This is a genomic window from Brevundimonas kwangchunensis (assembly GCF_039523815.1).
GTDB classification, from domain to species: Bacteria; Pseudomonadota; Alphaproteobacteria; order Caulobacterales; family Caulobacteraceae; genus Brevundimonas; species Brevundimonas kwangchunensis.
Genome location: NZ_BAAAGA010000002.1, coordinates 77,999 through 104,637 on the forward strand (window position 1 = coordinate 77,999; position 26,639 = coordinate 104,637).

Here is a 26,639-nt window from a genome sequence, read left to right on the forward strand (position 1 = left end):
ATCCGCGCCGGTCTGCGTTGTCGCTGTCCGCATTGCGGGCAGGGCGCCCTGTTCGCGGGCTTCCTCAAGGTCGTCGAGCGCTGCGCTGCCTGCGGCTTCGACTTCAGCCGCCTGAACACCGGCGACGGCGCGGCGATCTTCATCATGCAGATCGCCGGCGGCATCGTGGTCTTCTCGGCCCTCTATGTGCAGATCGCCTTCAGCCCGCCCATCTGGGCCATGCTGGCTGTCGCCCTGCCTCTGGTCGCCGCCCTGTCGCTGGGCCTGATGCGCCCGGGAAAGGGCGTGATGATCGCGCTGCAGATGTCTTCCTCCCCCAACGGGGGAGGGGGACCGCGCGGCGGTGGAGGGGCGCATCAGCGCGCGCCGCTATCGCCCCTCCACCATGCTTCGCATGGTCCCCCTCCCCTGAATGGGGAGGACTAGATGCGCCGTTTCCCCTGGATCCTGACCCTCGTCTGCGCCCTCGCGCTGGCCCTGCTGCTGTCGCTCGGCGTCTGGCAGGTGCAGCGGCTGCAGTGGAAGTCGGGCCTGATCGCGGCCGCCGAGGCCGCCGCCGCCATGCCGCCCGTTCCGGTCATGCAGGCCTATCGTCCGACCGACGAGTTCCGGTCGGTCATCATCGACTGCCCGGGCCTCGCGACCGCGCCGTTCGTCGAGTTGCAGACCATCGAGGACGGTCAGGCCGGCGTGCGCCTGATCTCCGTCTGTCCGCTGCCGTCCGAGCCGATGGTCACCCTCGTCGACCGGGGCTTCGTGCCCGACACCGTGTCGGCCCGGCCGCCTGTACAGCCCTCGACGACGCCTGTGCGCATTGTCGGTCAGGTCCGCATGCCGCCAGAGCCGTCGCAGTTCGCCCCGCCGCCGGAAGGCAACCATTTCTACGCCCGCGATCATCAGGCGATGGGACGGGCGCTGGGCGCCGACAAGTGGCTGGCCTCGCCCATGATCTTCGCCACAACCTCGTCCAACCCGGACTGGCAAGCGCTGCGCCCGCATGCGCCGCCTGCCGCCTTCTCCAACAACCATCTCGGCTATGCGATGACCTGGTTCGGGCTGGCGATCGCGCTGGTCGGTTTCTACATCGCCTTGCTCCGGCGCAAGTTGAGCGCCCCGACGCCCTCCGGCGAGACCGAAAAGAGCTCCACCTGACCGCCACCCTCCACACCCTGCCGAACGGCGTCCGCGTCGTCTGCGATCCGATGCCGGGCCTGCGCACCCTCGCCCTGACCGTCGCCGTGCGCGGCGGGGCCAAGTGGGAGAGCGAGGCGACATCCGGTTGGTCGCACTGCCTCGAGCATCTGGTGTTCAAGGGCGCCGGCGACATGGGCGCGCGTGACATCGTCGAGCGGATTGAGGCCGAGGGCGGCTCCATCAACGCCGCCACCGGCTATGAGCGCACCAGCTTCGAGGTGCGGGCGCTGCAGGGCTCCCTGCCGCTGGCCATGCAGGTGGTGTCCGACCTCGTCTTCCGCCCCACGCTCGATCCGGCCGAGATCGAGCGCGAGAAGGATGTCGTCGCGCAGGAGATCGCCGAGGCCTTCGACACGCCCGACGACCACGTCTTCGAGATGGCCCAGACACGCGCCTTCGCGGGCCAGCCGCTGGGTCGGCCCATCCTCGGCTCCGTCGCCAGCCTGAAGCCCATCGACCGCACCTCCATCGGCGCCTGGCGCGCCCGGCTGTACTCACCCGACCGGATGGTGGTCGTGGCCTCCGGCGCGGTGGACGAGGTGGAACTGCTGGAGCTGGCGCAGCGCTGGTTCGGCGGCGAGGCCGCGACCCCGGCCGAGGCGCCCGACGTGCCCCGCTTCACCGGCGGCGACGCGGCCCTGAACCGACGCATCGAGCAGGCCAATATCGTGTTCCAGTTGCCGGCCCCGTCGGCCACGGATGCGGCCTATCCGGCGGCCCGTCTGATGACCGAGATCCTCGGCGGCGGCATGGCCTCGCGCCTGTTCCAGAGCGCCCGCGAGGAACGCGGACTGGCCTATGCCATCGACGCCTATCACGAGCCCTATGAGGATGCGGGCATTCTCGGCATCTACTCCGGCGCCTCGGCGGATCGCGCCGTGGAACTGGCCCGCGTCTGCGCGGCCGAGCTGAAGGCGCTTGCGAAGGATGGCCCCACGGCCGCCGAGCTGTCGCGGGCCAAGGCGGTGCTGAACGCCGGCCTCTGGATGTCGGACGAGAGCCCGGCCTCGCGCGCAGGCCGGGCGGCGGCGCAGGTGCTGGTCTTCGGCCGCCTGATCCCGTCGGACATCATGGCGGAGCGCACGACTGCGCAGACGATCGACGACGTGCGCGCGGTCGCGGCAGGCTGCCTGTCCGCTGGTCTGACGGCGACGGCGGTTCTCGGGCCGAAAGCGGCGGCTCCGGCCGGTGCGGCGTTCCGGGAGGCGCTGTTCGGGTGATCGTCTCGCCCGAAGGGCAGCCGTTTCATCACGGCGAGCACAGCGAGGCACAACGAACACAGCGCGCTCGGTACCGTCGTGACCGCTGTGCCTCGTTGTGTTCATTGTGATGAACCTTCGCTGGAATCGAAGGATTTCTCCGCTTCGCGGGAAGAGATAAACTGGCCCCCGATGGCGCTACTGGACTGGATCAGCGAGGCCGCGGGGCCTGTGGTGAAGGGCAAGGGTGTCGTCCTGCGCCCGCCGCGCGCCAGCGATTACGAACACTGGGCGGCGCTGCGGCAGGAGTCCTACGCCTATCTCCAGCCGTGGGAGCCGCTCTGGCCCGAGGACGACCTGACCCGCGCCGCCTTCAAGCGCCGGCTGGGCATCTATCAGCGCGAGATGGAAGCCGGGAACGCCTGGCCCTTCTTCATCCTCGCGGAGCAGGATCGGCAACTCGTCGGGGCGATCACCCTGTCCAACATTCGCCGCGGCGTCTCGGAGACCGGCACCCTCGGTTACTGGATCGGCCAGCGGTTCGCCGGGCGGGGACTGGCCACGGCTGCGGTCACCGCCATGATCGGCTACGCCTTCGACAGCCTGAACCTGCACCGGGTCGAGGCCGCCTGCGTGCCCTCCAACACCGGATCGCGCCGGGTGCTGGAGAAATCGGGCTTCGAGCTGGAAGGGAAGGCCCGGGCTTATCTCAAAATTAACGGCGGTTGGGCAGATCATCTCCTGTTCGGCTGCGTCAATGACGGGGTCGGGCGCGGCGGCTGACGTCAGCCCCCTGACAGGACCGGTCACTCGCCTTGAATACTCGCTCCAGAAGTCTGGCCTGGGATGCGACGACCGCCATCGAGGCTCTCGCGGCGGCGGACACGGCGCTGTGGATCTGGACCCCTTCTGAAGACCAGATGCGGTTCACCGGCGCGACGCGCGCCCTGGGCCTCGGCCCGCTGGCCCCCGAATGCTCGGGCGCGGCCTTCGTCGCCGTCGCCGTGCCGCAGGACCGGGCGCTGGCTGAAAAGATTCTGAAGCCGCAGGAGGAGGGGACCGAGGTCGCCATCCGCCTGCGCATGCGCGATTCCGAGACCTGCATCTGGCGCGGCGTCTGGCTGGAAGACGGCCTGCGCGCCGCCGGCGTGGTGGCGCTGGAGACCAAGTTCGCCGCCTCGCACCGCGACCACCTGACCGGCCTGCTGGACCGTCGCACCTTCATCGCCCGCACCGGCGAACTGCTGACCCAGACCGGCGAGTTCGAGCTGGTCGTAGCCGATGTCGACCGCCTTCGCCGTCTGAACGAGGCGCTGGGCCACGAGCGGGCCGATCTGGTGCTGTCGGCGCTGGGCTCGCGCCTGAACGCCGCCTTCGCCCATGAGGCCTCGGCCGCCCGCATCGGCGAGGACGAGTTCGCCCTGATCGTGCCGCGTGGCTCCATTCCGGCCGCCGAACGCATGCGGGAGGCGCTGGAGCAGCCCCTGCGCGTCGCGGGCTTTGACATCTATCCGACCGTCTCCATCGGCGCCGTCTCGATCGAGGGCGGCCCCGACGCGGCCGATCCGTCCGAACTGCTGCGCCGGGTCGAGCTGGCGGTCGAGCAGGCCAAGACCGCCGGCCGTGGCGGCGTCGCCGCCTATGGGCGCGCGCTGGAGAGCGACAGCCTGTCCCGGCTGGCTCTGGAAGCGGACCTGCGCAACGCCTTCGTGCGCGGCGAGATCGTGCCCTTCTACCAGCCCATCGTGAACCTGCAGACGGGAGCGGTGGCCGGCTTCGAGGCCCTCGCCCGCTGGCTGCATCCGCAGCGCGGCATGGTCCCGCCGGACGAGTTCCTCGGCCTCGCCGACGAGATGGGCCTGATGCACGAGCTGGGGCTGCTGATGATGCGCCAGTCCGCGCGCCAGCTGGCCGAGTGGCTGCAGCGTCACCCCGCAGCCGGAAAGCTGTTCTGCAGCGTCAACCTGTCGGTCGGCGAGATCGAGCGCGTCAATCTGGTCGAGGACGTCACCCAGATCATTCAGGACGCCGGCTTGCCGCGTGGCGCCCTGAAGCTGGAGGTCACCGAAGGCGACATCATGCGCGATACGACGCGCGCGGCCGAGACGCTGCGCCGCCTGCGCGACGCCGGCGCCTCGCTGGCGCTGGACGACTTCGGCACCGGCTTCTCTTCGCTCAGCTATCTGGCCAAGCTGCCGTTCGATACGCTGAAGATCGACCGCTACTTCGTTCTGACCATGGACAAGGACGAGGGCTCGGCGAAGATCGTCAAGTCGGTCGTCAACCTCGGTCGCGACCTGTCGCTGGAAGTCGTCGCCGAGGGCGTGGAGAACGCCGGCCTCGCCAAGCTTCTGCTCGACGCCAGCTGCCACTACGGTCAGGGCTTCGGCTACGCACAGGCCTTGCCGGCCCAGGGCGCCGAGGTCTATCTGAACGAGTCGCTGGCGGATGGCGTGGCGCCGCTGAAGGCGCGCTCCGCCTAGGCCCGCCCGCTTTGGCCCGACAGCTGGGCCGGATCGACGCCCAGCTTGGCGACGGCCTTGCCCCATTTCTCGGCGTAGTCGGTGTCGAAGATCAGCGCCGGATCGGCGTCGGCGGTCAGCCAGACATTCTCGCCCAGCTCGTCCTCCAGCTGTCCGTCGCCCCAGCCGGCATAGCCCAGCATCAGGACGGACTTCCGCGGGCCCGAGACTGGGTCGACCATGGCCGCCAGCGCCTCGCGCGTTCCTGTGATGGCCATGCCCTCGCCAAAGGCCAGCGAGCCGTCCTCGGACATCCAGTCGTCGGTGTGCAGGACGAAGCCCCGCTCGCGCTCCACCGGTCCGCCGACCAGCACCGCACGATCGGCGGCGTCGTCCGGCGCTTCGGTCTTCAGACTGACGAGAACGGCCTTCAGATCGACGCCCGGCGCGGGCCGGTCGAGGCGCAGACCCATGGCGTGATCCGGCTCGTGCGCGCAGATCAGGATCACCGCATGCTCGAACCGCTCGTCCTCGATGCCCGGCATGGCCACGAGCAGCCGGCCGGTCAGGTTCTGGAAGTCGTCCATGGTCCTATCATCGGAAGCCGGAGTTCGTCGCGCAAGGGCGGCATGGACGCACCTGGGCTGTTGGCGAGCGAACGTGCAACGCCTATCTGGTCGGAGAGTTTGAATCTCACACCCCATCGGAGCCTTGACCATGACCGTCCAGATCGGCGATCGCATCCCCTCGGCCACCCTGACCCAGGCGACCGACGACGGGCCCAAGCCCGTCACCACCGACGACATCTTCGCCGGCAAGACCGTGGCCCTGTTCGCCGTTCCGGGCGCCTTCACCCCGACCTGTTCGGCCCGCCATCTGCCGGGCTTCAAGGACAGCCGCGGCGACCTGACCGCCAAGGGCGTCGACAGCGTCGCCTGCGTCTCGGTCAACGACGCCTTCGTCATGGGCGCCTGGGCGGACAGCCAGGGCATCGGCAAGTCGGACATCCTGATGCTGGGCGACGGCAACGGCGACTTCACCCGTCAGCTGGGCCTGTCGATGGACGCCAAGGGCTTCGGCATGGGCGAGCGCTCGCAGCGCTACTCGATGATCGTCAAGGACGGCGTCGTGACCCAGCTGAACATCGAGCAGCCGGGCGAGTTCAAGGTCTCGTCGGCCGAGCACCTGCTGACGCAGCTCTGATCCGATCCGCTCGATGAGCGGATCGGACGTCTTCACTCCCCAGAAGCGCAGCGCCGTCATGGCCCGCGTGAAGGGGAAGGACACCAAACCGGAACTGGCCGTGCGCGGGATCCTGCGCGCGGCCGGGATCGGCTACAGGCTGGGCGGGCAGGGGCTCCCCGGCAAACCGGACATCGTGATGAAGGGGAGGCGGATCGCCGTCTTCGTCCACGGCTGTTTCTGGCACGGCCACGACTGCCCGCGCGGCGCGCGACAGCCCAAGGCCAATGCAGACTACTGGACATCGAAGATCGGGCGGAACCGCACGCGTGACGCGGCCAACGCCGCCGCGCTCGCCGCCTCCGGCTGGCGGGTGATCACCGTCTGGGAGTGCGCAATGAAAGCGCCTGGCTTTCCCGACCGCCTGCTTGCGGTCGTGCGGGATCAGGCGGCGGCCGTCTCGATCTCTTCCTCGTCCGACTGAGCCATGGTCATCACATGGGTGATGGCGCCCAGCAGCATCGGCGGGGTGATCGGCTTGGGCACGAAATAGGTCATGCCCGCGGCGTTGCAGGCGGCGATGTCTTCCGGCGCAGTGTCGGCCGTCACCGCGATGATCGGCACATGGGCGTTGGCTCCGCCCCCGGCGCGGATGCGCTTCGTCGTTTCGCGACCGTCGAGTTCCGGCATGCGCACGTCCATGAAGATCAGGTCGAAGGCCTTGGCGTCGCAGATCTTCAGCGCGGCCATGCCGTCGGCGGCCGTATCGATATCGCAGCCCAGCGGTTGGAGGATCAGCTGGATGGCGCGGCGGTTGATGTCGTGGTCGTCAACGACGAGGACCCGCATCGGGCGGTCTTCCTCTTCCCCGGCGTCGTACTCGGCGGGCTCCTCGGCGACCGCGACGGGCGCGCGTTCGACGACGAGCGCGGGCAGCGGCGCATCCTCGAGAGCCTGGGGCTCTGCAGCGGTCGTGGGGCGCGAGCCCAGCACACGGGCGACGGCGTCGCGGCTTTCCTGGCTCAGCGCCGTCGACGGGGACGCAACGACGACGGCCTCGCCGGGCTGCAGGCGCAGGGCCAGGGTGAAGTTGGCGCCCTCGCCGGGGCGGCTGCGGGCGGTCAGGCGACCGCCCATCAGCTGGGCGAACTGGCGGCTGATGGCCAGGCCCAGGCCGGTGCCGCCGTGGCGGGCGCTGACGCCGTCCTCGGTCTGGTCGAACGGCGTGAACAGACGCGCGAGCTGGGCCGGGGTCATGCCGGGGCCGGTATCGGCGACCTCGATCAGGATGTTGTAGCCGGCAGGCTCTTCGGCCCAGGCGTCCAGGCGCAGGGTGATGGAGCCAGTCTCGGTGAACTTCATCGCGTTCGAGACAAGGTTGTTCAGCACCTGACGCAGGCGCATCGGATCGCCGCGCACCGAGTCCGGAATACGGGCGGCGCCCTCGACGCGAAGCTTCAGGCCCTTGGCCCGCGCCGGGCCGCGCCACAGGCGCGCGGTCTGGTTCAGCAGATCACGCAGATTGAAGTCGACGCTGTCGACCGTCATGTGGCCGGCTTCCAGCTTGGCGTGGTCCAGCAGGTCGTCCAGCAGGGCCTTCATCATGAAGCCGGCGTCGCTGATCAACCGGGCCTGCGCGCGGGCCGAGCCGTCCGTCGCATTGTGCTCCAGTTCGCCGGCGCCGGTCAGGATGGCGCTGATCGGGGTGCGCAGGTCGTGGCCGACGGCGGCAAGGAAGGCGCTACGGCCCGCCATGATGCGCTCGGCGTCCAGACGCTTCTGATCCGCCTCCAGCCGCGCCTTGCTCTCGGCGGTGCGCGCGTCGTTCATGCGCGACCAGGTCGACAGGCAGTAGGTGATGAAGACGCCGACCGAAATGCCGGCCGCCGTCACGAAGGCCGGCGAGGCCTCGAACAGCCACATGAACAGCGGGATCGACACCAGATACAGGAACTGCGGCGTCACCGTCAGCCACAGGACGGCGCGCGACCGCGGCGCGTTGACCGTCGAATAGATGGCGCCGGCCGACAGCAGCATCGCGGCGCAGACGCCCCCCATCGGCCCGCCGACCCACCACAGGGGCACCGACAGACTGCCGAAATAGGCGGCGTTGATCAGCAGCATGGCGCCGCCTGCGACCTTGCGCAGGCCATGCAGACGTTCGGCCTTGCCGCTGACGATGGGCGAGAACACCCACATGTCCAGCGCCTGGATGACGAAGTAACCGAGCACCCAGACCGCACTGACGTCCCAGCCGATCAGGGGGCTGAAGACCAGCGCGCTGGCGGCCGCCATGCCGAGCCGCAGCAGCAACGCCTTGCGTCGCTCGCGGATGGCGCTGGCCCAGAGGCCGGGCTCTGGCGTCGGCGTGTCGGTCGTGGCGATCGCCATACGGCTCCCCGGAGAGTGGGCATGGTTCGCCCTTCCCGTCAGTATCCCGAGGTTGCCCTAACGCTCCGTCAACGGGCGGTTGCGACGGCTTCGGCGATGGTGGAGAAGCTCTCGGCGCGGGCGCGCGCGGCCAGATCGCGCTTGATGCGTCCGACCAGTCCGGGGCCCTCGTAGATCAGGGCCGAATAGATCTGGATCGCCGAGGCGCCCGCCCGGATCCGGTCCCAGGCGTCGGCGCCGGACTCGATGCCGCCGACGGCGATCAGTGGCAGTCGTCCCCCCGATGCCTCGGCCGCCGAACGCAGCGCCAGCGACGCCCGGCTCTTCAACGGCGCGCCCGACAGGCCACCGCTTTGGCCCTTGTCCGCGGAGCGCAGCGAGGCCGGGCGATCCAGCGTGGTGTTGGACACGATCAGGGCGTCGATCCGGTGATCGATCGCCGCCTCGACGATCATGGCCATCTCGCCGTCCTCTAGGTCAGGAGCCACCTTCAGGAAGACCGGCGTGGCGTCGCCGCCGCGGGCTTCGGCCAGACGGCCCAGCAGGTCATCAAGTTGCGCCCGACCCTGCAGCGCGCGCAGGCCAGGCGTGTTGGGCGAGGACACGTTGACGGTGACGTAGTCCGCCAGCCCCTTCACCCGCACCAGACCGGCGACGTAGTCCGCGGCCTTGTCCTCGGTATCCTTGTTGGCCCCCAGATTGGCCCCGACCACGGCGTGGCGCGGACGGCGGGCCAACTGGTCGGCGAAGGCGTCCAGACCGGCGTTGTTGAATCCCATCCGGTTGATGATCGCCCGGTCTTCGGACAGGCGAAACAGGCGCGGTTTCGGATTGCCCGGTTGGGCCTTCGGTGTGACCGAGCCGCACTCCACGAAGCCGAAGCCCAGACGCGCGAGGCCGTGCAGGGCGACCCCGTTCTTGTCCAGACCGGCGGCCAGCCCGACCGGGTTGGGCAGGCGCAAACCGGCCACCGTCGTCGCAAGGATCGGATCGTCAGCCGGCGCCGGTGGAAGAGGCGTCCACTGCAAGGCGCGGATCGACAGATTGTGGGCCGTCTCGGGCTCCAGCGTCCGCAGCAGGGCGGCGCCCAGGTCGGTCAGCCCCATCCGGTCGCTCCATCGTCGAACTGCATCACGCCTGCTTCGTCAACATGCAGCCGTCGCTCGCCGCGGACTGCGCTGAAGGGCAGGGCGCCATAGATGTGCGGGAACAGGTCGCCGCCGCGCGACGGCTCGAACTTCAGCGTGTCGCCGAGGTCGGCCAGCGCCACCTCGACCAGCACCAGATCCCGGCGACCCGCGTAGTGTTTGCGCGCCGTCTCGGCCAGTTGCGCGCCGGTCGACAGATGGATGAAGCCGTCGGCCAGATCGAGCGCCGACCCGGCATAGGCGCCCGATGCCCGCGCGGCCTCCCACTCGGCGACGTCCGCCAGCTTCCAGGCGACCTCGCTCATTCGGCGGTCAGGTCGGCAGGCTGCAGGAAGCCCTCGAATGTCAGCCGCTCGGCTACATCGACCGAGAAGATAGCCGCCGCGCCGGGCGGGAAGCCCCCGGTCATCCGGTCGACGATGGCGGGCGAGGCCGCGCCCTCGATCAGGTATTCGACCGCCAGCTGATGGACGCCCGGATTATGGGCAACGACGATCAGGCAGCCCGCCTCGTCGGCCTTGTCCTCGACATAGCGGCGCAGGGTGTCGGCCGAGCCGTTGTAGGTCGCGTCCGGCTGGGTCACCTGCACGTCGCCCATGGCCTCGTGCACCAGCTCCCAGGTCTCGCTGGTGCGGGCGGCGGGGGAGACGACGGCGTGGTCTGGACGCAGGCCTCGCTTCGCCAGCGCACGGCCCATCAGGGCAGCGTCGTCGCGGCCCCGGGCGGACAGGACGCGGTCCCGGTCACGGCCGGAGGAAGCCGCGCGCTCGGCCTCGGCATGGCGCATCAGGATCAGTCGCTGCATGGCCCGCTGCTTTAGGGGCGTTCGCGCCGACTGGCCAGATCACCACCGACACGACCGGCAGGTTGAGGCTTCAACGCGGGCAGTGGCGACAGGACCTGCACCGTGGCGGCGGCTCCTCCCTGGATGCGCGCATAGGCCTGTCGCGTGGCCTCCAGCAGGATCACGCCCGCCGCGCCCGGCATGAGCCGGCGGCCGACCTGCTCCAGTCCATCGGCCATCGGCAGCATCGGCCCCCACGGCGGCACATAGAGCGTCTGGCTCCATGCCGTCGGCTCGAGCCCCGCCTCGCGCACCAGCTGTTCGAGCTGGCGACGGGTGAAGGGGCGACCATGGCCGAAGGGCGTGTTCTCGGACCGCGACCACAGTCCGCCACGCGCGGCCGCCACGAGGATGATCCGCCCGGCCGGGGCGAGGGCGCGCACTGCCTCGGTCATCAGCGCCTGGGCGTCGTCCGCCTCCTCCAGCGCGTGGACCAGCAGGATGCGGTCGAACGATCCGGCGGCGAAGGGCAGGCGGCGATCGTCCACCAGCAAGGTCCGATTCCGGCCCACGAGAGGCCACTGTTCGACACCCTGTCCGCCCGGCATGGCGGCGACGATGCGGCGGGCGCCCACAAAGGCTTCCAGCCACGGTGTGGCGTAGCCGAGGCCCAGCACGTCGCAGTTCGGGGCCTCGCCCCAGGCATCCTCCAGCCGACGCGCCAGCATTCGCCGCGCGGTCGCTCCCGCGGGCTCGCCGTAGAAAATCCTCAGGTCATCGATGCTGCGGCGCATGGCGCCAGCATAGACCCCGCGGGACGCCGCTGCCAGAATGCTGGCATGACCCTCGACGTCCGCCTCTTTCCCTGCCTGAGCGACAACTATGGCCTGCTGATCCGCGATGGCGCGACCGGCATGGTCGCGGCTGTCGACACACCCGACGCCGACGCCATTCTCGCTGATCTGGCGCAGTCGGGCTGGGGGCGGCTGGATCTGATCCTGAACACCCACTGGCACCCGGATCACACGCAAGGGAACGCCGCCCTGAAGGCCACGCATGGCTGCGAGATCGTCGGACCCGAGGAGGTCCGTCGCGCCGCGCCGCTGGATCGCGTGGTGAAGGGCGGTGACACCGTCATTCTGGGCGAGACCGCGTTCGAGATCACCGACGCGCCGGGCCACACCCTGGGCCATATCGTCTATCGCTCGGTCGCAGACGCCCAGGCCTTCGTCGGCGACGTGATGTTCGTTCTGGGCTGCGGTCGCCTGTTCGAGGGTGCGCCGGAGCAGATGTGGACCAGCCTCCAGACCCTCGCCTCATGGCCGGACCAGACGGTCATCTGGTGCGCCCACGAATACACCGCCTCCAACGCCCGCTTCACGCTCAGCGTCGACGATCGCGAGGAGACAGCGGCGCGCGCGGCGGAGATCTTCGCGATGCGCGACCGCGGCGAGCCGACCGTGCCGACGACCATAGGTTCCGAAAAGCGGTTCAACCCGTTCGTCCGGGCGAGGGACGCCGAAACCTTCGCCGCCCTCAGGGCCGGCAAGGACAGTTTCTAGCGCCGGGGCGCTTCCTGCACGAGGAAGGCGCGGATCACGCGGGCCGACGACGGACGGCCCGCCACGCCCTGATCCGGGGCCACGACGATGCGCAGGTCGCCCCGGGAGTAGGCCACCGACGGGCGCGAACCCTCGACGATCACGATGCGGCGCAGTTGGGTCAGCGTCGACCGGCTGGTCGGTGAGCGGGCGATCCGCAGCACGGCGTCCGTCGACAGGATCAACGCCTCCACGGTCAGTCCCTCGGCGTCCTGTCCGGTGTCGATATTGATCTCGATCAGGCGGCCCAGCGCGCTGCTGAGCATGGCGCTGCGGCGGGTCATCAGCTGGAACAGCTGGGCGGGACCGAGCGTCGGCGGCGCCAGGTTCTCGCCCTCGCCGGCGAACGAGACAGGCGAACCGCCGGGAGTGCGGGTCGTATAGACCGTCATGCCGCCGCCGGGCGTCACGCGCAGAATCTGCTGGCCGGCGTCGTTGCGATAGATGATGTCCCCGCGCGGCGCCGCCGTGGGGCGCAGCACCCAGGTTTCGTCCCGGCGATCGAACCGCAGCAGCGGACGCTGACCCGAACGATCCAGGGTGAAGCCTTCGCCGGAATCGGAAACGTAACGTCCCGCGGCCGGCAGCACCGGAGACACCCCGCCGCGGAGGCGAAGATCACGGCTCTGCTCGGCCTGGGCATTGCCGCGCTCCTGGGCGACGACGCCGGACGCGAACGACAGGGCGACGGCCACGACGGCGATCGCCATCGTGGTCGGAAGCGGCCTCAGCGCCGTTCTGACCTTTGCCGTCAACTCCATGGACAGACAGGTGGAATCGACACGCGGCGGATTTTGGGCGGGGCGGGTCTAGCCGACGAGATACTGACCGCCGTTCAGTGACAGGGTACACCCTGTGACATATCCGGCACGCTCGCCGGCCAGCCAGGACACCATGTCGGCGATTTCCTCGCCTTTTCCGAGCCTTCCGACCGGGATCTGGGCCACGATTCCCGCCAGAACCTTCTCGTCCATCGCCCCCACCATCTCGGTGTCGATATAGCCCGGCGCGATGCAGTTCACGGTCACGCCCTTGCGCGCGTTTTCCAGCGCCAGCGCCTTGGTGAAGCCGATCATGCCGGCCTTGGCGGCCGAATAGTTGGTCTGGCCGATCTGGCCCTTCTGGCCGTTGATCGAGGAGATGTTGATGATGCGGCCGTGGCCGCGGTCGCGCATGCCGTTGATCACCTGGCGTGTCATGTTGAACACGCTGTCCATGTTGACCCGGATCACGTCGGACCACTGGTCGGCGCTCATCTTGTGGAAGAAGCCGTCGCGGGTGATGCCGGCGTTGTTCACCAGCACGTCGATCGGGCCCAGTTCGGCCTCGACGTCTGCGACGGCGCGGGCGCAGTCCTCATAAGAGCCGACGTTGCCCTTCACCACCATAACGCCCAACTCGCGGGCGGTCGCCTCGGCGGCCTCGGTATTGCCCGAGTAGCCGGCGGCGACCAGAAGGCCGTCTTCCTTCATCCGCTGGACGATCGCCTTGCCGATACCGCGGGTACCACCCGTCACCAGTGCGACGCGAGCCATGAGCGCTTCCTTGTCCTGACGCGGCGGCCTCTCGAGCGGGCCGCCTGCTAGGCATACGCTTTAGCTCGCGACACGTTGCGCGGGAAGTCGGTGTTATGCCGCTTTCGCCAGACGGGTCATGTCGATGACGAAGCGATAGCGCACGTCGGACTTCTCCAGACGTTCATAGGCTTCGTTGATCTGGTCCGGCCCGATCACCTCGATGTCCGAGGCGATGCCGTGCTCGGCGCAGAAGTCGAGCATCTCCTGCGTCTCGCGGATGCCGCCGATCAGCGAGCCGGCGACCGAGCGGCGACGCCACAGCAGGCCCATCGCATAGACCGGCAGGCCTTCGGTGGTCAGGCCCAGCATCACCATGGTGCCGTCGCGCGCCAGTAACTGCACGTGGCTGGCGATCTCGTGGGTGGCCGAGACGGTGTTGATGATCAGGTCGAACTTCTCGGCGGCGGCCTGCATGGCGGCCTTGTCCGAGTTGATCAGGAAATGCTTCGCGCCCATCCGCTCGGCGTCGGCCTTCTTGCGATCCGAGGTCGACACGACGGTGACTTCCGCGCCGAGAGCCGCCGCCTGTTTGACCGCCATGTGACCCAGACCGCCCAGACCGATGACGGCGACCTTCGAGCCGGGTCCGACCTTCCAGTGCTTCAGCGGCGAATAGGTGGTGATGCCGGCGCACAGCAGAGGCGCGGCGGCGTCCAGCGGAATGCTGTCCGGGACCGACAGCACATAATTCTGGTCCACCACGATAGCGTCGGAGTAGCCGCCCTGGGTGATCTTCTGGCCGACCTCGGCGCCCTTGGGATCTGGCGAGCCATAGGTCTGGGTCATGCCCGGCACGCAGTACTGCTCCTCGCCTTCCTGACACGAAGCGCAGGTGCGGCAGCTGTCGACCATACAGCCCACGCCGACGCGGTCACCGACCTTGAACTTCGAAACATTGGCGCCGACCGCCGTGACCACGCCCGCGATCTCGTGGCCGGGCACGATCGGATAGCGGGTATTGCCCAGATCGTTCTTCACGATGTGCAGGTCGGAGTGGCAGATGCCGGCGAACTGGATCTCGATCGCCACATCGTCCGGGCCCGGATCGCGACGGTCGAAGCTGTAAGGCTCCAGCGGCTTGTCGGAAGCGACGGCGGCGAAGGCGCGGGTGGCGATGGGCATGGTCAGGTCTCCTGTGGCGCTACAGGTAGGGGGAGGAAGCGCAGAGGCAACGCCTCAGCCCAGCTTTTCGATCAGAGCCATCGCTGCGGCCGGGTTACGCACCTTCGCCCCGGCGATGAAATAGGCGAAGACGTCGCCGCGTTCCGCCCAGTCGCGGGTCTGTTTAGCGATCCCGTCAAGCTCGGCTGAGGTCATGCCGGTCGGTTCGTCCGGCTTCGAGGACATCATTCGGGCGTAGGTGAAGTCGGCGGTCGGCTGGTCGATCCTCGGCCATTCCGGCGCTTCGTCGTCCTCGGCGAACACGATGGCGCAGCCGTACTTCGCCGCCAGATCGTAGAACTGCTGCGTGTCGAAGGTCGGGCTGCGGACCTCCAGTGCATGGCGCAGACGCACGCCGTCCTTCTCCTTCGGCAACAGCTTCAGGAAGCCCTCGAAATCGACCGGGTCGAACTTCTTGGTGGCCATAAACTGCCAGTTGATCGGCCCCAGCTTGTCACCCAGCGCCGTCAGGCCCTGATCGAGGAAGCGCTCAAGGCTCTCGTTGCCCTCCGACAGCACCTTGCGATTGGTGCAGAACCGGCTGGCCTTCACAGCGAAGACGAAGTCGTCCGGCGTCTCGTCGCGCCACTTCATCCACGTGTCGATCTTGAAGCCGGAATAGTAGGTGCCGTTGATCTCGATCGAGGTCAGCTTCTCGCTGGCGTAAGCGAGTTCCTTCTTCTGGCTCAGCTTGTCCGGATAAAAGGTCCCGCGCCACGGCTCGAAGGTCCAGCCGCCGATGCCGACGCGAATGGTTCCGGTCATGAGATCCTCCCTGTCACCAAAGGAGGTAGGCCGCCCGCCGCGACCCGGCAAGCGGAAGTCGGACCTGTCGGGCTGCCCTGTCGCACAGCCGGAGGGCTTCGAGATCGAGGTACTGGCGCGGCGCGGCGAGCTCGGGAACGATCACCCGGCGAGCTCTGAGCGTGCCGGTGAGAAAGGCGAGGGAGGCGTAGTCTCCCTGACCGGGCCTCAGGACGACGGCGAACCGGCGTGACGCGTCCCCGTCGATCACGCCGCAGACGAGGCCGGTGCGGTGGCTCGGTCCCCGCTCCAGAGTGACGCTCCGCAGCGGGATGTCCGGGTCGTTCAAGGCCTCCCGGATCGCCTTTTCCGCGACGATCTTCGAGGCCGTCATCTCCAGTCCGAACAGGGTCAGGCCGACGATCAGGGCGATCACCGAACCGGCTGCCCAGGTCACGATGTCGGCGTTGAAGTCTCTCACCCTTCCAGCACCGCCTGCATCCCGGCCATCAGGCTGGCGGCGGTGACAGGCTTGGCGACATGGTGGTCTGCGCCGGCTTCGGCGCCCTGGGCGCGATGCTCGGCCATGGCGTTGGCGCTCAGCATGACGATGGGGGTGCGCACGCGGCCGGGCGAGGCGGCCTCGATGTCGCGCAGGGCGCGGGTGGCGGTCAAGCCGTCCATCACCGGCATCTGCATGTCCATCAGCACGATGTCGAAGGTCGCGCCCTCGAAGGCGGCGACCGCCTCGGCCCCGTTTTCGGCTATGACCAGTTCGATGCCGGCGCCGCCCAGGATCAGTTGCACCACGCGCTGATTGGTCGGGTGATCCTCGGCCAGCAGAACCCGCAGCGGCCGGTCGGCGTCGGGCGCGGGCAGGGGCGGGGCGTCCACGTCGCGGGCGTCGTAGTCCGCTAGGCTGCCGGCGCGGTTCAGCGGCAGGACGAAGTGGAAGCGGCTGCCGACGCCCGGCGTCGACCGCGCCTCGATCCGTCCGCCCATCATCTCGACCAGCGAGCGGCAGATCGACAGGCCCAGACCGGTCCCGCCGAACCGCCGTGTGATCGTCCCGTCGGCCTGGTTGAACCGTTCGAACAGACGCAGGGCGTGGCCGGAATCGAAGCCGATGCCGGTGTCCTCGACCGTGATGGCCAGATGGTGCGCGTCGCCCAGACCCTCGGGGTCCTCGGACCAGGTTTCGATGCGGACCGTTATGGTCCCCTCGGCGGTGAACTTGACCGCATTGGACAGCAGATTGCCCAGCACCTGACGGATGCGGGTGCTGTCGCCGACGAAGACGCCGCGGGCGTCGGGCGAGCGCTTGACCTCGAAGGCTAGCCCCTTGTCGCCGGCGCGGGCGCCCATGACGTCCAGCGGCTCCAGCGCCTCGTCCAGATCGAAGGCGCGGGATTCCAGATCCAGCTGGCCGGCCTCGATCTTGGAGACGTCGAGAATGTCCGAGACCAGCCGCTCCAGCGTCACGCCCGAACTGCGGATCAGGCCGACCATCTCGGCCTGTTCGGGCGACAGCGCAGTGCGTGACAGGGCGTCGACGATGCCGATCACCCCGTTCAGGGGCGTGCGGATCTCGTGGCTCATATTGGCGAGGAAGTCGCTCTTGGCCTGATTGGCGGCCTCGGCGGCGGCCTTGGCCTCGCGCAGAGCCTGATCGGCGGCGACGCGGTCGGTGACGTCGCGGGCCACGGCGTAGATCCGGTCGCCCAGCCGCTGCGCCCGCCACTCGACCGTGATGTAGTGACCGTCCTTGTGTCGGTAGCGGTTGATGTGGCCCAGCACCGGATCGCCGTTCCGACGATGCTCGACCTCGACCACGCTGTGCAGGGTGCCGGGCATGTCGTCAGGGTGGACGAAGCTGAGCACCCGCTTGCCCAGCATCTCCTCGGGCGCATAGCCCAGGGCGCGTTCCCACGAGCGGCTGACGCGCAGGATGAAGCCCTCGATGTCTCGGATGATCAGGAGGTCGAGGGAGACATCGAAGAAGGCGTGGAGTTCGTCATCGGCGCCGGCTTCCCGGAATGCCTCGACGGCGGGATCCTCCAGAACGGCGCAACTCATGACGATCCCCGACGCACTCAGAGGGGAATGTCTAGGACGTTACCGTTAAGGTCGCATTGCCGACATAAGTCGGCTGCGCGTCAGTCGGACGCTTCGGGCTCTCCGACCCATTGGCCGAAGGTGATCCAGAAGCCGTTCGGATCGCGAATGATGAACTCGCGCGTGCCGTGATAGGCCAGATAGAGGTCACGAATAACCTCGATCTCCTCGGGCAGCTCTGCGCGTCGGGCGTCGATGTCGTCCACGCCGATGTAGAGGTCCACGTCGCGGCGGTCGTGCTCCGGCGGTCGGCCGCCGCAGTTCAGCATGATCGCCTGATCTCCGAGGGTCAGACGCGCCCAGATGGTCTCATCCCCATCCGAGGCGGTTCCGTCGATCGTGAAGCCGAGGCGGGCGTACCAAGCCGCCGTCGGCTCGACATCCGGAACGTGCAGCATGGCGGTCAGGGTGGTCGTCATGGCGGTCTCCCTGCCCTTTCCGGATTTCAGTAGGCGAAGTCGCGGTACAGGCGTGTCAGGTCGCCCTGCCAGTCGCCGTGGTAGAGCTCCAGCAGGCGCTCGGCCGGAGTGATGCCGCTGTCGGCGATGTCTTCCAGCTCGGACAGATAGCCCCGCTCGTCGACCATGCCGCCCGAGAAGCGGGCGCGGTTCTTCAGGCCCTGTTTGGCGATCTCGACCAGATCCACGGCGATGTCCTGCACGGTGCGGCCCGCGACCTCGGCCTTGAGGCCCAGACGGGTCACGTCGCGGCGCAGGCGCTCGTGGTCCTCGACGGCCCAGTCCTTGACCAGGTCCCAGGCCGCCGCCTGCGACGGGGCGTCGTACAGCACGCCGGCCCACAGGGCCTGCAGCGCGCAGATGCGGCTCCAAGGGCCGCCGTCGGCGCCGCGCATCTCGAGGTACTGCTTCAGACGCACCTCGGGGAACAGGGTCGTCAGGTGATCGCCCCAGTCCTTCAGCGTGGCCCGGTCGCCCGGCAGGGCGTCCAGCCCGTCGGTCATGAAGCTGCGGAACGACTGCCCCGACAGATCGACATAGGTCTCGCCGCGTTTGGCGAAATACATCGGCACGTCCAGCGCATAGTCGGCGTAGCGTTCGAAGCCGAAGCCGTCCTGGAAGACGAAGTCCAGCATGCCCGTGCGATCCGGATCGGTGTCGGTCCAGACGTTTGCGCGGGCGGTCAGGAAGCCGTTCGGCCTGCCCTCGGTGAAGGGCGAGTTGGCGAACAGGGCGGTGGCGATCGGCTGCAGCGCCAGCGACACCCGGAACTTGGCCACCATGTCGGCCTCGGACTCGAAGTCCAGGTTCGACTGGATGGTGCAGGTGCGCAGCATCATGTCGAGGCCCAGCGAGCCCTTCTTCGGCATATAGGCCCGCATGATGACGTAGCGGCCCTTGGGCATGACCGGCACGTCCTCGCGCTTCCACATCGGATCGAAGCCGGTCCCGAGGAAGCCCAGGTTCAGCTGGTCGGCCACCGACTTGACCTCCATCAGGTGCTGGCCGGTCTCGTTGCAGATCTCGTGGACGTCCTTCAGCGGCGCGCCCGAAAGCTCGAACTGTCCGCCCGGCTCCAGGCTGATCGACGAGGTCAGGCCGTCGCCATTGGTCCGCTCCAGGGCGATCACATGACCGGCTTCCTCCACCGGGCTCCAACCGAAGCGCTGCAAGCCCGTCAGCATGGCGAGGATGCCGTTGTCGCCGTCATATGCGGGGCGACGCAGGGTCGAACGGTCGAAGCCGAATTTCTCGTGCTCGGCGCCGATGCGCCACTGATCGCGCGGCTTCATGCCCTTCGACATGGCGCCGATCAGTTGGTCCCGGGTCAGCGGCTCGTAGTCGGCCATGTGCGTTTTTCGCCCCTCGTGTGGCGGCTAGATGGGCGACGGAGGGGCGCCGCTCAAGGGGTATGTTTCTTTCCGTCAGCGATCCCAGTCGCCGACCGCCGCCTGCCACAGCGTCAGCGCCGTCGTCGCGGCCGTGTCGGCGCGCAGCACCCGTGGCCCCAGCGACACGGCGGTGGTGAAGGGCAGGGCGCGCAGCCGGTCGCGCTCCTCGGGCGTGAACCCGCCCTCCGGCCCGATCAGGATGCCCCACGATCCGCCGCCCGCCGCCTGCACCGCGCCGATCGCCGGCGCCCCGCCGGTCTCGTCGCAGAACATCAGCCGCCGTGACGCATTCCAGCCGTCCAGCAGGGTGTCCAGCTTCTCGGGCTTGTCGACGGCCGGCACATCCATCCGCCCGGTCTGCTCGGCGCTTTCCTCGGCGATGGCGTCCAGCCGGTCGAGGCGCAGGTGCTGCGGCTGGGTCCGGGCGGTGGTCACCAGCCGGATCCGCGCCGCGCCCAGCTCGGTCGCCTTCTCCACCGCGAACTCCAGCGCGGCCTTTTTCACCGTGGCGATCAGCAGATGCACGTCCGGCGGCGTGACCTGCCCGCGGACCTGTTCCTCCGCCCGCAGCACCACGCCCTTCTTCAGCACCTCGGCGACGACGCACCGCCACTCGCCGTCCCTGCCGTTGAACACCGCCAGCTCATCCCCGGCCTTCAGCCGCATCACCTGCGTCAGATACCGCGACTGATCGAGCGTCGGCGCCAAGGCGGCGCCGGAAGAGAGGGGCTGGGGAATGTGCAATCTGACCATGGGGGGAACCACTATTTCCGCTCATCCCCGCGAAAGCGGGGACCCAGTGAGAGCCTCATGTGAAGTCTTCGAAGAGATCGCGCCAGCCCGGGTTTGTCCGTTCGATCAGTTCGAGCTTCCAGACGCGATTCCATTTCTTGATCTGCCGCTCGCGGACGAAGGCGGCATGACGCGTAGGGTGCCGCTCGTAACACACGAGGATGCTGCAGCCATAACGCGAGGTGAAGCCGCCGAAACGCTTGTTCTGATGTTGTCGCGTGCGGACCAGCACCGCGTCCGTGGAACCGGTGTAGAGCGTGCCGTTGCGCTGGCTCGCAACGATGTATGTGAAGAAGTCCAACCTCCGCGCCTCCCAACAGAACTGGGTCCCCGCTTTCGCGGGGATGAGCGGATAGGTTGTATATCGACTAGAGCGTCCGCGCGATCAAGACCTTCATGATCTCGTTCGTGCCGCCGTAGATGCGCTGGACGCGGGCGTCCTTGTACAGCTGGGCGATCGGGAACTCGTTCATGTAGCCGTAGCCGCCGTGCAGCTGCAGCATCTCGTCGATGACCTCGCCCTGGATGTCGGTGACCCAGTATTTGGCCATCGAGGCGGTCGCGGCATCCAGCTGGCCCTTGAGGTGCAGGCCCATGCAGTGGTCCACGAACACCTTGGCGACGGTCAGCTTGGTCTTCACCTCCGCCAGTTTGAACTGAGTGTTCTGGAAGTCGATGATCCGCTTGCCGAAGGCCTTGCGGTCCTTGACGTAGGCCAGCGTCGACTCCAGCCCGCGCTCCGCCGCCGCGACGCCCTGAATGGCGATGTTCAGCCGCTCCTGCGGCAGCTGCTGCATCAGCTGGATGAAGCCCTGGCCCTCGCCGCCGCCGATGACGTTCTCCAGCGGCACCTTCACGTCGTTGAAGAACAGCTCGGAGGTGTCGTTCGCCTCCATGCCGATCTTGTGCAGGTTCCGGCCGCGCTCGAAGCCGGCCGCGCCGTCGGTCTCCAGCACGATCAGGCTGGTGCCCTTCGCGCCCTCAGCCGGATCGGTCTTGGCCACCACGATGATGAAGTTGGCCAGTTGGCCATTGGTGATGAAGGTCTTGGAGCCGTTCAGGACGTAGTGGTCGCCCTGCTTGATCGCGGTGGTCTTCACGCCCTGCAGGTCCGAGCCTGCGCCCGGCTCGGTCATGGCGATGGCGCCGACCAGTTCGCCCGACTGCAGGCGGGGCAGCCAGCGCGCCTTCTGCTCCTCGGTGCCGTAGTGCCAGACGTAGGGCATGACGATCGCATTGTGCAGCGAGATGCCGAAGTGGTCCGCGCCCTTCCAGCCCAGCTGGCGCATCAGCACCACCTCGTGGCGGTAGTCGCCGCCGAAGCCGCCGTCCTCTTCCGGCTGCGACAGGCCCAGCAGGCCCGCAGCCCCGGCGTCGTTCCACAGCTGGCGCGGCACCGACGAGTCGGCGATCCACTGCTGCATCTTCTCCGGCGGCGCGTGTTCGTCGATCCATTTGGCGACGCTGTCCGAGAAGAGGGTGATCTCCTCGTCCTGCATAAAATCGGGTTCGGGGACGTTGAGGACGTTCATCGGGACCAATTCAAACGAGTGATGGCGTCTACGAGAGACTGGAGGTGCTGGCGGCTTAGTGCGGGGTCAACAAGGCCTGACGCGCTGGAGACCCTGAAGTCCCACTCATCCTTTGGAACCGAGCGACCTTTCAGCTCAGCCGTCAGCCCGGCTTTCAGCTGATCAAAGGCGGCATCGTCCTTGGGGGAGCGAGCGTAGGTATCGAGATGGCCCGCCAGCCGTGCCTGCAAGGGATCGGCCTTGTTGACGCTCCGCGAACGGATTGTTCCAACGATGATCGCGCCAGCCGCGATCAGCAGGCCAATCCCGACTGCCGGCCAGCGCATCTCATCCATATCAGAACTGATCCGCCGGCATGGCCATCAGCACATCCGCGCCGGTCTTCAGCTTGGCCAGATGGGCGCCCGCGTCGGGCAGGATGCGCTCGACGAAGTAGCGGCCGGTCATCAGCTTGTTGGCGTAGAACGGATCGGTCGAACCGCCGTCCACCTGCGCCTGCGCCACCTTGGCCATCTGCGCCCACATATAGGCCAGGGCGGTGATGCCGAAGATGTTCAGATAGTCGGTCGAGGCCGCGCCCGCGTTGTCCGGATTGGCCATGCCGTTCTGCATCATCCACATGGTGCCATCCTGCAGCTTCTTCTTCGCGTCGGCCAGGCCGTCGACGAAGGGCTTCAGACTTTCGTTCTGGCCGTTCTCCGACACGAAGGCGTCGATCTCGGCGAACCAGCTCATGATGGCGCGACCGCCCTGGGCCGGCAGCTTGCGGCCGACGAGGTCCAGCGCCTGGATCCCGTTGGTGCCCTCGTAGATCATGGTGATCCGCGCATCGCGCAGATACTGCGAGGCCGGGAAGTGTTCGGTGTAGCCCGAGCCGCCGTGCACCTGCATGGCCAGCGACGCGACGTGGAAGCCCTTGTCGGTCAGATAGGCCTTCAGCACCGGCGTCAGCAGGCCCATGTAGTCCTTGGCCCTGGTGGCGACGGCCTCGTCCTCGGACTTCTCCAGATCGGCCTGCAGCGCGGTCCACAGGATGAAGGCCTGACCGCCCTCGACGAAGGCGCGGGCCTCCAGAAGCATGCGGCGCACGTCCGGGTGGACGATGATCGGATCGGCCGGGCCGTCCGGGTTTTTCGGCCCGGTCAGCGAGCGGCCCTGCAGGCGATCATTGGCGAACTCCACGGCGGCCTGATAGGCGGCGGCGCCGATGGCCAGGCCCTGCAGGCCGGTGCCGAGGCGGGCCTCGTTCATGACCACGAACATGTTGTTCATGCCCCGGCCTTCCTCGCCGATCAGCCACCCCTTGGCGCCGTCGTACTGCATGACGGCCGTGGCGTTGCCGTGGATGCCCATCTTGTGCTCGAGGCCGGCGCATTCGAGGCTGTTGCGCTCGCCGACCGAGCCGTCCTCGTTGACGAGGAATTTCGGCACCACGAACAGGGACAAGCCCTTGATGCCCGGCACCGCGCCTTCGACGCGGGCCAGCACGGTGTGGATGATGTTGTCGGCGAAGTCGTGCTCGCCGGCCGAGATCCAGATCTTCTGGCCGGTGATCGAATAGCTGCCGTCGCCGTTCGGCACGGCCTTGGTGCGGACCATGCCCAGATCGGTGCCGCAGTGCGGCTCGGTCAGGTTCATCGTGCCGGTCCACTCGCCGGTCGACATCTTCGGCAGATACTTCTGCTTGATCTCTTCCGAGGCGTTGGCGTGAATGCCGGCCCAGGCGCCGGCGGTCAGGCCAGGATACATGGAGAAGGCCGCCGAGGCGCCGGCGGTGAACTGGCCGACGGCCGAGCCGATGACCGAGGGCATGCCCTGGCCGCCGTAGGCCGTGTCCATCATCAGCGAGGGCCAGCCGGCCTCTACCATCTGATGATAGGCTTCCTTCCAGCCCTTCGGCGTCGTCACCACGCCGCCCTCGGCCCAGTGACAGCCTTCCTTGTCGCCCGGGTTGTTGATCGGGGCGATGACCTCCTCGGCGAAGCGTCCGGCTTCCTCGAGGATCTGCTGGGCCAGCTCGGACGACACGTCCTGGAAGCCGGGCTGATTGGTGTAACGATCGATCTCCAGCACTTCGCTCAGGATGAACGTCAGGTCGCGGACGGGCGCCTTGTAGGCCATGGTCAGGCTCTCGCTTTGAAGGGCTGGTAGTGGTGGTCGGTGTTGAGGCGGGCCTTCATCAGGCTCGCATATTCCTCGGCGCCGGGGAGCAGGTCGGGGCGGTGCTCGCCCAGCTTCTCCTCCATCCAGCGGCAGGCCTCCTCGGCCGTTTCGATGGCGCCCTCGATGTCCTCGAGCTGCTGTTTCAGCGCGGCGATCTGGGCGCGGTGCTGGCGCAGCGCCACCGCCATCTGGTGGGCGTTGTGATCCTTGCGATCGTACAGATCCAGCATCGACTGGATCTCCTGCAGGCTGAAGCCGATGCGGCGGCCTCTCAGGATCAGCTTCAGCCGGGCGCGGTCGCGCGCGTCATAGACGCGGGTCTGACCCTTCCGCGCCGGATTAAGCAGACCCTTGTCCTCGTAGAAGCGCAAGGCGCGGGCCGTCGCTCCGAACTCGCGGCAGAGCTGGCGGATCGAATAGGTGCGGTGATCGTCGGCGGTCGCCATGACCGCACTCTATGTCGAAGTTGACGCGGACGTAAAGGGAAGGTTTTCCGACGCGCATACGAAAACGGCCGCCGGGCGAAACCCTGCGGCCGTCGTCCGATCGATTGTCGGCGGAACCTAGCGGACCTCGCGCGCCCGGAACCACAGCACCGGAGCGGTCATCGCGATCAGGATCGCATTGGTGATCGCCGGGCCGACGTCCAGGCCGGTCAGGTGAACCAGCAGCATGACGCTTTCCAGCGCCAGCAGGCCAGATGCGGCCATGACCAGCAGCGGGCGGCCGTGCTTCCACGACGCCAGCGGAGCCAGCAGAAGGATCGCCAGCACGATCTCGGCGACGCCGAGGCCGCGCACGAAGTTTTCGGCAACGAGGGCCGGCCAGCGCATCAGGTCCACCAGATTGGCGAACGGCTCGGTCAGCTTGGCGTAACCGGCGGCGACGAAGAACATCGTCAGCCAGCCCTGCAGGGTCCACAGGGTGAGGTTCAGGTAGCTCGCATTCAGCCGCGAGCGGGCCGGGGTGAAGGTGTGAGAAGCCATTTTCGACGACGCCCGGAGAGGAACGCTCTTGTTATTGGTAACAGTGGCGAGATCGGTTTCAGGATCGCGCTTCGCAAGGGGGGCAAGCGCGGCTGTAACCATCCGTGACTTAACTGTGACAGGCGACTTCGACCCAAGCGTGGCCGTATTCATAAATCGCTGTAATGCAGCAGGCCTTGCGGGGGCGTTAAGCGCGGTCGGGCACGGCATGGCGGGACTCTCCTGATCGACGCCGGAGCGACCGCCCCGATGTCGTCAGCTCTACCGCCACGCTGCTGCCAACCTGATGTCAGCAGCCTTGCAGCGACCAAGCCGAACCGGCCGCGCGAAGCCGTTCGACCTTGCGCTCGAACACGCTCCAGTCGTCACCGGCGGCGATGGCGGCCCAGATCGTCTCGACCTCGTCGATCAGCATTTCCTCGGGTTCGGACGCCGCGAACATCGGCGCTTCCAGCCGCTCGGGCCGGTCCGGTTCGTGATCGAACAGGGCGAAGCGGAAGTCGGCGAAGGTCTTGCTCTGATAGAGCGCGGCGCGCGGCCCCGACAGGGCGCGGGCCGAGGAGGCGAAGCCCGTGAACCAGTCGAAGAACAGCGGCTCCCAGCGCATCGCCTCGCCGCCTTCTCGCAGAAGGGCGAGGGTCGAATCCAGCAGACGCTGATCGGCCGCCTCGCCTAGGCTCTTAACACCCAGCCGGTTCAGGAAGGCCGCGCGCAGATGGCGGATGTAGGCCGGGCCGAAACCGTTCAGCGCATCCGTCAGCGGCTGGGCGTCGGCGACCAGCTTCAGCGCTCCGCCCAGCTGTGTAAGGGCCCAGAACACGGCCTCGGGCTGGCGGGCGAAGGCGTACAGGCCGGTCTGGTCGAAATAGGCGGCCGTGAAGCCGGGCTCATAGGACGGCAGGAACCGCCACGGGCCGTAGTCGAAGCTCTCGCCGGTGACGTTCAGATTGTCGGTGTTCAGCACCCCGTGGACGAAGCCGGCGGCGACCCAGCGGGCGGTCAGCCGGGCCGAGGCCTCGACGACGGCGGTCAGGAAGCCGGGGACGTCTCCGGCCGCCACCTCGGGGTGGTAGAGGGCGCGCGCATGCTCGACCAGCGTCTCCACCATGTCGGCGCGACGGAAGTAGGCGGCGCGCTGGAAGGTGCCGAAGCGGATATGGCTGTGCGACAGCCGCACCAGCACCGCCGAGCGGGTGGGGGAGGGTTCGTCGCCCCGCTCCAGCGCCTCGCCCGTCTCGATCAGGCTGAAGGCTCGACTGGTCGGCACGCCCAGCGCCTCCAGCATCTCCGCCGCCAGCACCTCGCGCACCCCGCCCTTCAGAGTCAGCCGGCCGTCGGCCGTTCGCGACCACGGCGTCGTGCCCGAGCCCTTGGTGCCGAGGTCAAGCAGCCGTCCTTCTGCGCTATCGCTCGCGACGCGGCCGCTCGCTGCTTGAGCGCGTTCCCGAAGCTGCGCCGCGAGGAAGCCGCGCCCGTCGCCCAGGTCCGGATTGTAGGTCCGGAACTGATGCCCGTGATAGCGCATGGCCACCGGCCCCGGCTGGCCGGGCAGGGGATCGAAGCGGCCGAAGTGGGCGATCCACTCGTCGTCCGTCAGCGTGTCGAGACCGACCGTCGCCGCTGCACGATCGTTGCGGAAGCGCAGGATGGTCTCGGGGAACTTCGCCGCCTCGACAGCATCTCCATACTCATCGCCCAGCAGGGCGAAGCGGGGCACGGGGCGATAATCGGGGGACAGCGGCATTCGGTGCAGTTGCGC

At 68.1% G+C, this 26,639-nt stretch carries 30 protein-coding genes; 8 read left to right on the top strand and 22 right to left on the bottom strand.

Annotation, left to right across the window (positions count from 1 at the left end):
* The 5 genes from ABDZ95_RS05275 to ABDZ95_RS05295 all read left to right on the top strand — a co-directional run.
* On the top strand, nt 1-426 hold a 426-nt coding region (locus ABDZ95_RS05275), incomplete at its 5' end, for a DUF983 domain-containing protein (protein WP_343791415.1).
* Nucleotides 427-1,152 (top strand): SURF1 family protein, encoded by a 726-nt coding sequence (locus tag ABDZ95_RS05280; RefSeq protein WP_343791417.1) that lies wholly within the window; start codon nt 427-429, stop codon nt 1,150-1,152.
* A gap of 50 nt (nt 1,153-1,202) precedes the next feature.
* The gene (locus ABDZ95_RS05285) at nt 1,203-2,414 is read left to right on the top strand and encodes a M16 family metallopeptidase (protein WP_343791418.1); all 1,212 of its coding nucleotides are present in this window, start codon (nt 1,203-1,205) and stop codon (nt 2,412-2,414) included.
* 171 nt (nt 2,415-2,585) lie between these two features.
* Entirely contained in the window at nt 2,586-3,176 is a 591-nt protein-coding gene (locus ABDZ95_RS05290; protein WP_343791420.1) for a GNAT family N-acetyltransferase, read from the top strand.
* A gap of 32 nt (nt 3,177-3,208) precedes the next feature.
* Nucleotides 3,209-4,876 (top strand): putative bifunctional diguanylate cyclase/phosphodiesterase, encoded by a 1,668-nt coding sequence (locus tag ABDZ95_RS05295; RefSeq protein ID WP_343791422.1) that lies wholly within the window; start codon nt 3,209-3,211, stop codon nt 4,874-4,876.
* Here ABDZ95_RS05295 and ABDZ95_RS05300 read toward each other — a convergent pair.
* A complete protein-coding gene (locus ABDZ95_RS05300) occupies nt 4,873-5,442 on the bottom strand; it encodes a YqgE/AlgH family protein (RefSeq protein WP_343791424.1) in 570 nt (189 codons plus the stop codon). The two genes, ABDZ95_RS05295 and ABDZ95_RS05300, sit on opposite strands and share 4 nt — an antisense overlap.
* Nucleotides 5,443-5,572: 130 nt before the next feature.
* On the opposite strand from ABDZ95_RS05300, the gene ABDZ95_RS05305 reads away from it, so the two are divergent.
* Together ABDZ95_RS05305 and ABDZ95_RS05310 are read left to right on the top strand one after the other, a co-directional pair.
* Nucleotides 5,573-6,058 (top strand): peroxiredoxin, encoded by a 486-nt coding sequence (locus tag ABDZ95_RS05305; protein ID WP_343791426.1) that lies wholly within the window; start codon nt 5,573-5,575, stop codon nt 6,056-6,058.
* Between the two features lie 13 nt (nt 6,059-6,071).
* Nucleotides 6,072-6,521: a very short patch repair endonuclease gene (locus tag ABDZ95_RS05310; protein ID WP_343791428.1), complete on the top strand. Its 450-nt coding sequence runs from the start codon at nt 6,072-6,074 to the stop codon at nt 6,519-6,521.
* Here the strand turns inward: ABDZ95_RS05310 and ABDZ95_RS05315 are convergent.
* From ABDZ95_RS05315 to ABDZ95_RS05335, 5 genes are all read right to left on the bottom strand, one after another.
* Nucleotides 6,482-8,428, bottom strand: a complete 1,947-nt coding sequence (locus ABDZ95_RS05315) for an ATP-binding protein (protein WP_343791430.1) — start codon at nt 8,426-8,428, stop codon at nt 6,482-6,484. The genes ABDZ95_RS05310 and ABDZ95_RS05315 overlap by 40 nt on opposite strands.
* Before the next feature lie 68 nt (nt 8,429-8,496).
* On the bottom strand, nt 8,497-9,534 hold the full coding sequence (locus tag ABDZ95_RS05320; RefSeq protein WP_343791432.1) for a quinone-dependent dihydroorotate dehydrogenase: 1,038 nt from the start codon (nt 9,532-9,534) through the stop codon (nt 8,497-8,499).
* Nucleotides 9,525-9,881, bottom strand: coding sequence for a DUF952 domain-containing protein (locus tag ABDZ95_RS05325; RefSeq protein ID WP_343791434.1), 357 nt, complete (start codon nt 9,879-9,881; stop codon nt 9,525-9,527). Before ABDZ95_RS05325 ends, ABDZ95_RS05320 begins: the two co-directional genes overlap by 10 nt.
* Nucleotides 9,878-10,381 carry a SixA phosphatase family protein gene (locus ABDZ95_RS05330; RefSeq protein ID WP_343791436.1) on the bottom strand — a complete coding sequence of 168 codons (504 nt, stop codon included), beginning with the start codon at nt 10,379-10,381 and terminating at the stop codon, nt 9,878-9,880. The genes ABDZ95_RS05325 and ABDZ95_RS05330 overlap by 4 nt, the downstream gene beginning before the upstream one ends.
* Before the next feature lie 11 nt (nt 10,382-10,392).
* On the bottom strand, nt 10,393-11,154 hold the full coding sequence (locus ABDZ95_RS05335) for a methyltransferase domain-containing protein (protein WP_343791438.1): 762 nt from the start codon (nt 11,152-11,154) through the stop codon (nt 10,393-10,395).
* Nucleotides 11,155-11,199: 45 nt separating this feature from the next.
* On the opposite strand from ABDZ95_RS05335, the gene gloB reads away from it, so the two are divergent.
* The gene (gene gloB, locus ABDZ95_RS05340) at nt 11,200-11,922 is read left to right on the top strand and encodes a hydroxyacylglutathione hydrolase (protein WP_343791440.1); all 723 of its coding nucleotides are present in this window, start codon (nt 11,200-11,202) and stop codon (nt 11,920-11,922) included.
* Here gloB and ABDZ95_RS05345 read toward each other — a convergent pair.
* The 16 genes from ABDZ95_RS05345 to ABDZ95_RS05420 all read right to left on the bottom strand — a co-directional run bounded on the left by ABDZ95_RS05345 (nt 11,919) and on the right by ABDZ95_RS05420 (nt 26,624).
* On the bottom strand, nt 11,919-12,671 hold the full coding sequence (locus ABDZ95_RS05345) for a DUF4908 domain-containing protein (protein WP_343791442.1): 753 nt from the start codon (nt 12,669-12,671) through the stop codon (nt 11,919-11,921). The genes gloB and ABDZ95_RS05345 overlap by 4 nt on opposite strands.
* Before the next feature lie 99 nt (nt 12,672-12,770).
* A complete protein-coding gene (phbB, locus tag ABDZ95_RS05350) occupies nt 12,771-13,496 on the bottom strand; it encodes an acetoacetyl-CoA reductase (RefSeq protein WP_343791444.1) in 726 nt (241 codons plus the stop codon).
* A 93-nt stretch (nt 13,497-13,589) separates the two neighbouring features.
* Nucleotides 13,590-14,660, bottom strand: coding sequence for an NAD(P)-dependent alcohol dehydrogenase (locus ABDZ95_RS05355; protein WP_343791446.1), 1,071 nt, complete (start codon nt 14,658-14,660; stop codon nt 13,590-13,592).
* Between the two features lie 54 nt (nt 14,661-14,714).
* On the bottom strand, nt 14,715-15,464 hold the full coding sequence (locus ABDZ95_RS05360; protein WP_343791448.1) for a DUF72 domain-containing protein: 750 nt from the start codon (nt 15,462-15,464) through the stop codon (nt 14,715-14,717).
* A 13-nt stretch (nt 15,465-15,477) separates the two neighbouring features.
* Nucleotides 15,478-15,924, bottom strand: coding sequence for a hypothetical protein (locus ABDZ95_RS05365; RefSeq protein ID WP_343791450.1), 447 nt, complete (start codon nt 15,922-15,924; stop codon nt 15,478-15,480).
* Nucleotides 15,921-17,519, bottom strand: coding sequence for a PAS domain-containing hybrid sensor histidine kinase/response regulator (locus ABDZ95_RS05370; protein WP_343791452.1), 1,599 nt, complete (start codon nt 17,517-17,519; stop codon nt 15,921-15,923). Before ABDZ95_RS05370 ends, ABDZ95_RS05365 begins: the two co-directional genes overlap by 4 nt.
* Nucleotides 17,520-17,599: 80 nt before the next feature.
* Nucleotides 17,600-17,977 carry a VOC family protein gene (locus tag ABDZ95_RS05375; RefSeq protein WP_343791454.1) on the bottom strand — a complete coding sequence of 126 codons (378 nt, stop codon included), beginning with the start codon at nt 17,975-17,977 and terminating at the stop codon, nt 17,600-17,602.
* A 26-nt stretch (nt 17,978-18,003) separates the two neighbouring features.
* A complete protein-coding gene (locus tag ABDZ95_RS05380; RefSeq protein ID WP_343791456.1) occupies nt 18,004-19,365 on the bottom strand; it encodes a glutamate--cysteine ligase in 1,362 nt (453 codons plus the stop codon).
* Nucleotides 19,366-19,440: 75 nt separating this feature from the next.
* Nucleotides 19,441-20,160 carry a 16S rRNA (uracil(1498)-N(3))-methyltransferase gene (locus ABDZ95_RS05385; protein WP_343791458.1) on the bottom strand — a complete coding sequence of 240 codons (720 nt, stop codon included), beginning with the start codon at nt 20,158-20,160 and terminating at the stop codon, nt 19,441-19,443.
* Between the two features lie 55 nt (nt 20,161-20,215).
* Nucleotides 20,216-20,500: a GIY-YIG nuclease family protein gene (locus ABDZ95_RS05390; protein ID WP_343791460.1), complete on the bottom strand. Its 285-nt coding sequence runs from the start codon at nt 20,498-20,500 to the stop codon at nt 20,216-20,218.
* A gap of 67 nt (nt 20,501-20,567) precedes the next feature.
* The gene (locus ABDZ95_RS05395; protein WP_343791462.1) at nt 20,568-21,731 is read right to left on the bottom strand and encodes an acyl-CoA dehydrogenase family protein; all 1,164 of its coding nucleotides are present in this window, start codon (nt 21,729-21,731) and stop codon (nt 20,568-20,570) included.
* Entirely contained in the window at nt 21,728-22,066 is a 339-nt protein-coding gene (locus ABDZ95_RS05400) for a hypothetical protein (protein ID WP_343791464.1), read from the bottom strand. The genes ABDZ95_RS05395 and ABDZ95_RS05400 overlap by 4 nt, the downstream gene beginning before the upstream one ends.
* A 1-nt stretch (nt 22,067) precedes the next feature.
* The gene (locus ABDZ95_RS05405) at nt 22,068-23,852 is read right to left on the bottom strand and encodes an acyl-CoA dehydrogenase C-terminal domain-containing protein (RefSeq protein WP_343791466.1); all 1,785 of its coding nucleotides are present in this window, start codon (nt 23,850-23,852) and stop codon (nt 22,068-22,070) included.
* A gap of 2 nt (nt 23,853-23,854) precedes the next feature.
* Entirely contained in the window at nt 23,855-24,340 is a 486-nt protein-coding gene (locus ABDZ95_RS05410; RefSeq protein WP_343791468.1) for a MerR family transcriptional regulator, read from the bottom strand.
* A 117-nt stretch (nt 24,341-24,457) separates the two neighbouring features.
* The gene (locus ABDZ95_RS05415; protein ID WP_343791470.1) at nt 24,458-24,880 is read right to left on the bottom strand and encodes a DoxX family protein; all 423 of its coding nucleotides are present in this window, start codon (nt 24,878-24,880) and stop codon (nt 24,458-24,460) included.
* A 289-nt stretch (nt 24,881-25,169) separates the two neighbouring features.
* On the bottom strand, nt 25,170-26,624 hold the full coding sequence (locus ABDZ95_RS05420; protein WP_343791472.1) for a protein adenylyltransferase SelO: 1,455 nt from the start codon (nt 26,622-26,624) through the stop codon (nt 25,170-25,172).
* Nucleotides 26,625-26,639 lie beyond the last annotated feature (15 nt).

Excerpts from the sequence above, each read along its gene's own strand:
- ABDZ95_RS05280 (WP_343791417.1), top strand. The coding sequence starts at position 427 with ATGCGCCGTTTCCCCTGGATCCTGACCCTCGTCTGCGCCCTCGCGCTG.
- ABDZ95_RS05285 (WP_343791418.1), top strand. The coding sequence starts at position 1,203 with ATGCCGGGCCTGCGCACCCTCGCCCTGACCGTCGCCGTGCGCGGCGGG.
- ABDZ95_RS05290 (WP_343791420.1), top strand. The coding sequence starts at position 2,586 with ATGGCGCTACTGGACTGGATCAGCGAGGCCGCGGGGCCTGTGGTGAAG.
- ABDZ95_RS05300 (WP_343791424.1), bottom strand. The coding sequence starts at position 5,442 with ATGGACGACTTCCAGAACCTGACCGGCCGGCTGCTCGTGGCCATGCCG.
- ABDZ95_RS05305 (WP_343791426.1), top strand. The coding sequence starts at position 5,573 with ATGACCGTCCAGATCGGCGATCGCATCCCCTCGGCCACCCTGACCCAG.
- ABDZ95_RS05310 (WP_343791428.1), top strand. The coding sequence starts at position 6,072 with ATGAGCGGATCGGACGTCTTCACTCCCCAGAAGCGCAGCGCCGTCATG.
- ABDZ95_RS05315 (WP_343791430.1), bottom strand. The coding sequence starts at position 8,428 with ATGGCGATCGCCACGACCGACACGCCGACGCCAGAGCCCGGCCTCTGG.
- ABDZ95_RS05320 (WP_343791432.1), bottom strand. The coding sequence starts at position 9,534 with ATGGGGCTGACCGACCTGGGCGCCGCCCTGCTGCGGACGCTGGAGCCC.
- ABDZ95_RS05325 (WP_343791434.1), bottom strand. The coding sequence starts at position 9,881 with ATGAGCGAGGTCGCCTGGAAGCTGGCGGACGTCGCCGAGTGGGAGGCC.
- ABDZ95_RS05330 (WP_343791436.1), bottom strand. The coding sequence starts at position 10,381 with ATGCAGCGACTGATCCTGATGCGCCATGCCGAGGCCGAGCGCGCGGCT.
- ABDZ95_RS05335 (WP_343791438.1), bottom strand. The coding sequence starts at position 11,154 with ATGCGCCGCAGCATCGATGACCTGAGGATTTTCTACGGCGAGCCCGCG.
- gloB (WP_343791440.1), top strand. The coding sequence starts at position 11,200 with ATGACCCTCGACGTCCGCCTCTTTCCCTGCCTGAGCGACAACTATGGC.
- ABDZ95_RS05345 (WP_343791442.1), bottom strand. The coding sequence starts at position 12,671 with ATGGCGATCGCCGTCGTGGCCGTCGCCCTGTCGTTCGCGTCCGGCGTC.
- phbB (WP_343791444.1), bottom strand. The coding sequence starts at position 13,496 with ATGGCTCGCGTCGCACTGGTGACGGGTGGTACCCGCGGTATCGGCAAG.
- ABDZ95_RS05355 (WP_343791446.1), bottom strand. The coding sequence starts at position 14,660 with ATGCCCATCGCCACCCGCGCCTTCGCCGCCGTCGCTTCCGACAAGCCG.
- ABDZ95_RS05360 (WP_343791448.1), bottom strand. The coding sequence starts at position 15,464 with ATGACCGGAACCATTCGCGTCGGCATCGGCGGCTGGACCTTCGAGCCG.
- ABDZ95_RS05370 (WP_343791452.1), bottom strand. The coding sequence starts at position 17,519 with ATGAGTTGCGCCGTTCTGGAGGATCCCGCCGTCGAGGCATTCCGGGAA.
- ABDZ95_RS05375 (WP_343791454.1), bottom strand. The coding sequence starts at position 17,977 with ATGACGACCACCCTGACCGCCATGCTGCACGTTCCGGATGTCGAGCCG.
- ABDZ95_RS05380 (WP_343791456.1), bottom strand. The coding sequence starts at position 19,365 with ATGGCCGACTACGAGCCGCTGACCCGGGACCAACTGATCGGCGCCATG.
- ABDZ95_RS05385 (WP_343791458.1), bottom strand. The coding sequence starts at position 20,160 with ATGGTCAGATTGCACATTCCCCAGCCCCTCTCTTCCGGCGCCGCCTTG.
- ABDZ95_RS05395 (WP_343791462.1), bottom strand. The coding sequence starts at position 21,731 with ATGAACGTCCTCAACGTCCCCGAACCCGATTTTATGCAGGACGAGGAG.
- ABDZ95_RS05400 (WP_343791464.1), bottom strand. The coding sequence starts at position 22,066 with ATGGATGAGATGCGCTGGCCGGCAGTCGGGATTGGCCTGCTGATCGCG.
- ABDZ95_RS05405 (WP_343791466.1), bottom strand. The coding sequence starts at position 23,852 with ATGGCCTACAAGGCGCCCGTCCGCGACCTGACGTTCATCCTGAGCGAA.
- ABDZ95_RS05410 (WP_343791468.1), bottom strand. The coding sequence starts at position 24,340 with ATGGCGACCGCCGACGATCACCGCACCTATTCGATCCGCCAGCTCTGC.
- ABDZ95_RS05415 (WP_343791470.1), bottom strand. The coding sequence starts at position 24,880 with ATGGCTTCTCACACCTTCACCCCGGCCCGCTCGCGGCTGAATGCGAGC.
- ABDZ95_RS05420 (WP_343791472.1), bottom strand. The coding sequence starts at position 26,624 with ATGCCGCTGTCCCCCGATTATCGCCCCGTGCCCCGCTTCGCCCTGCTG.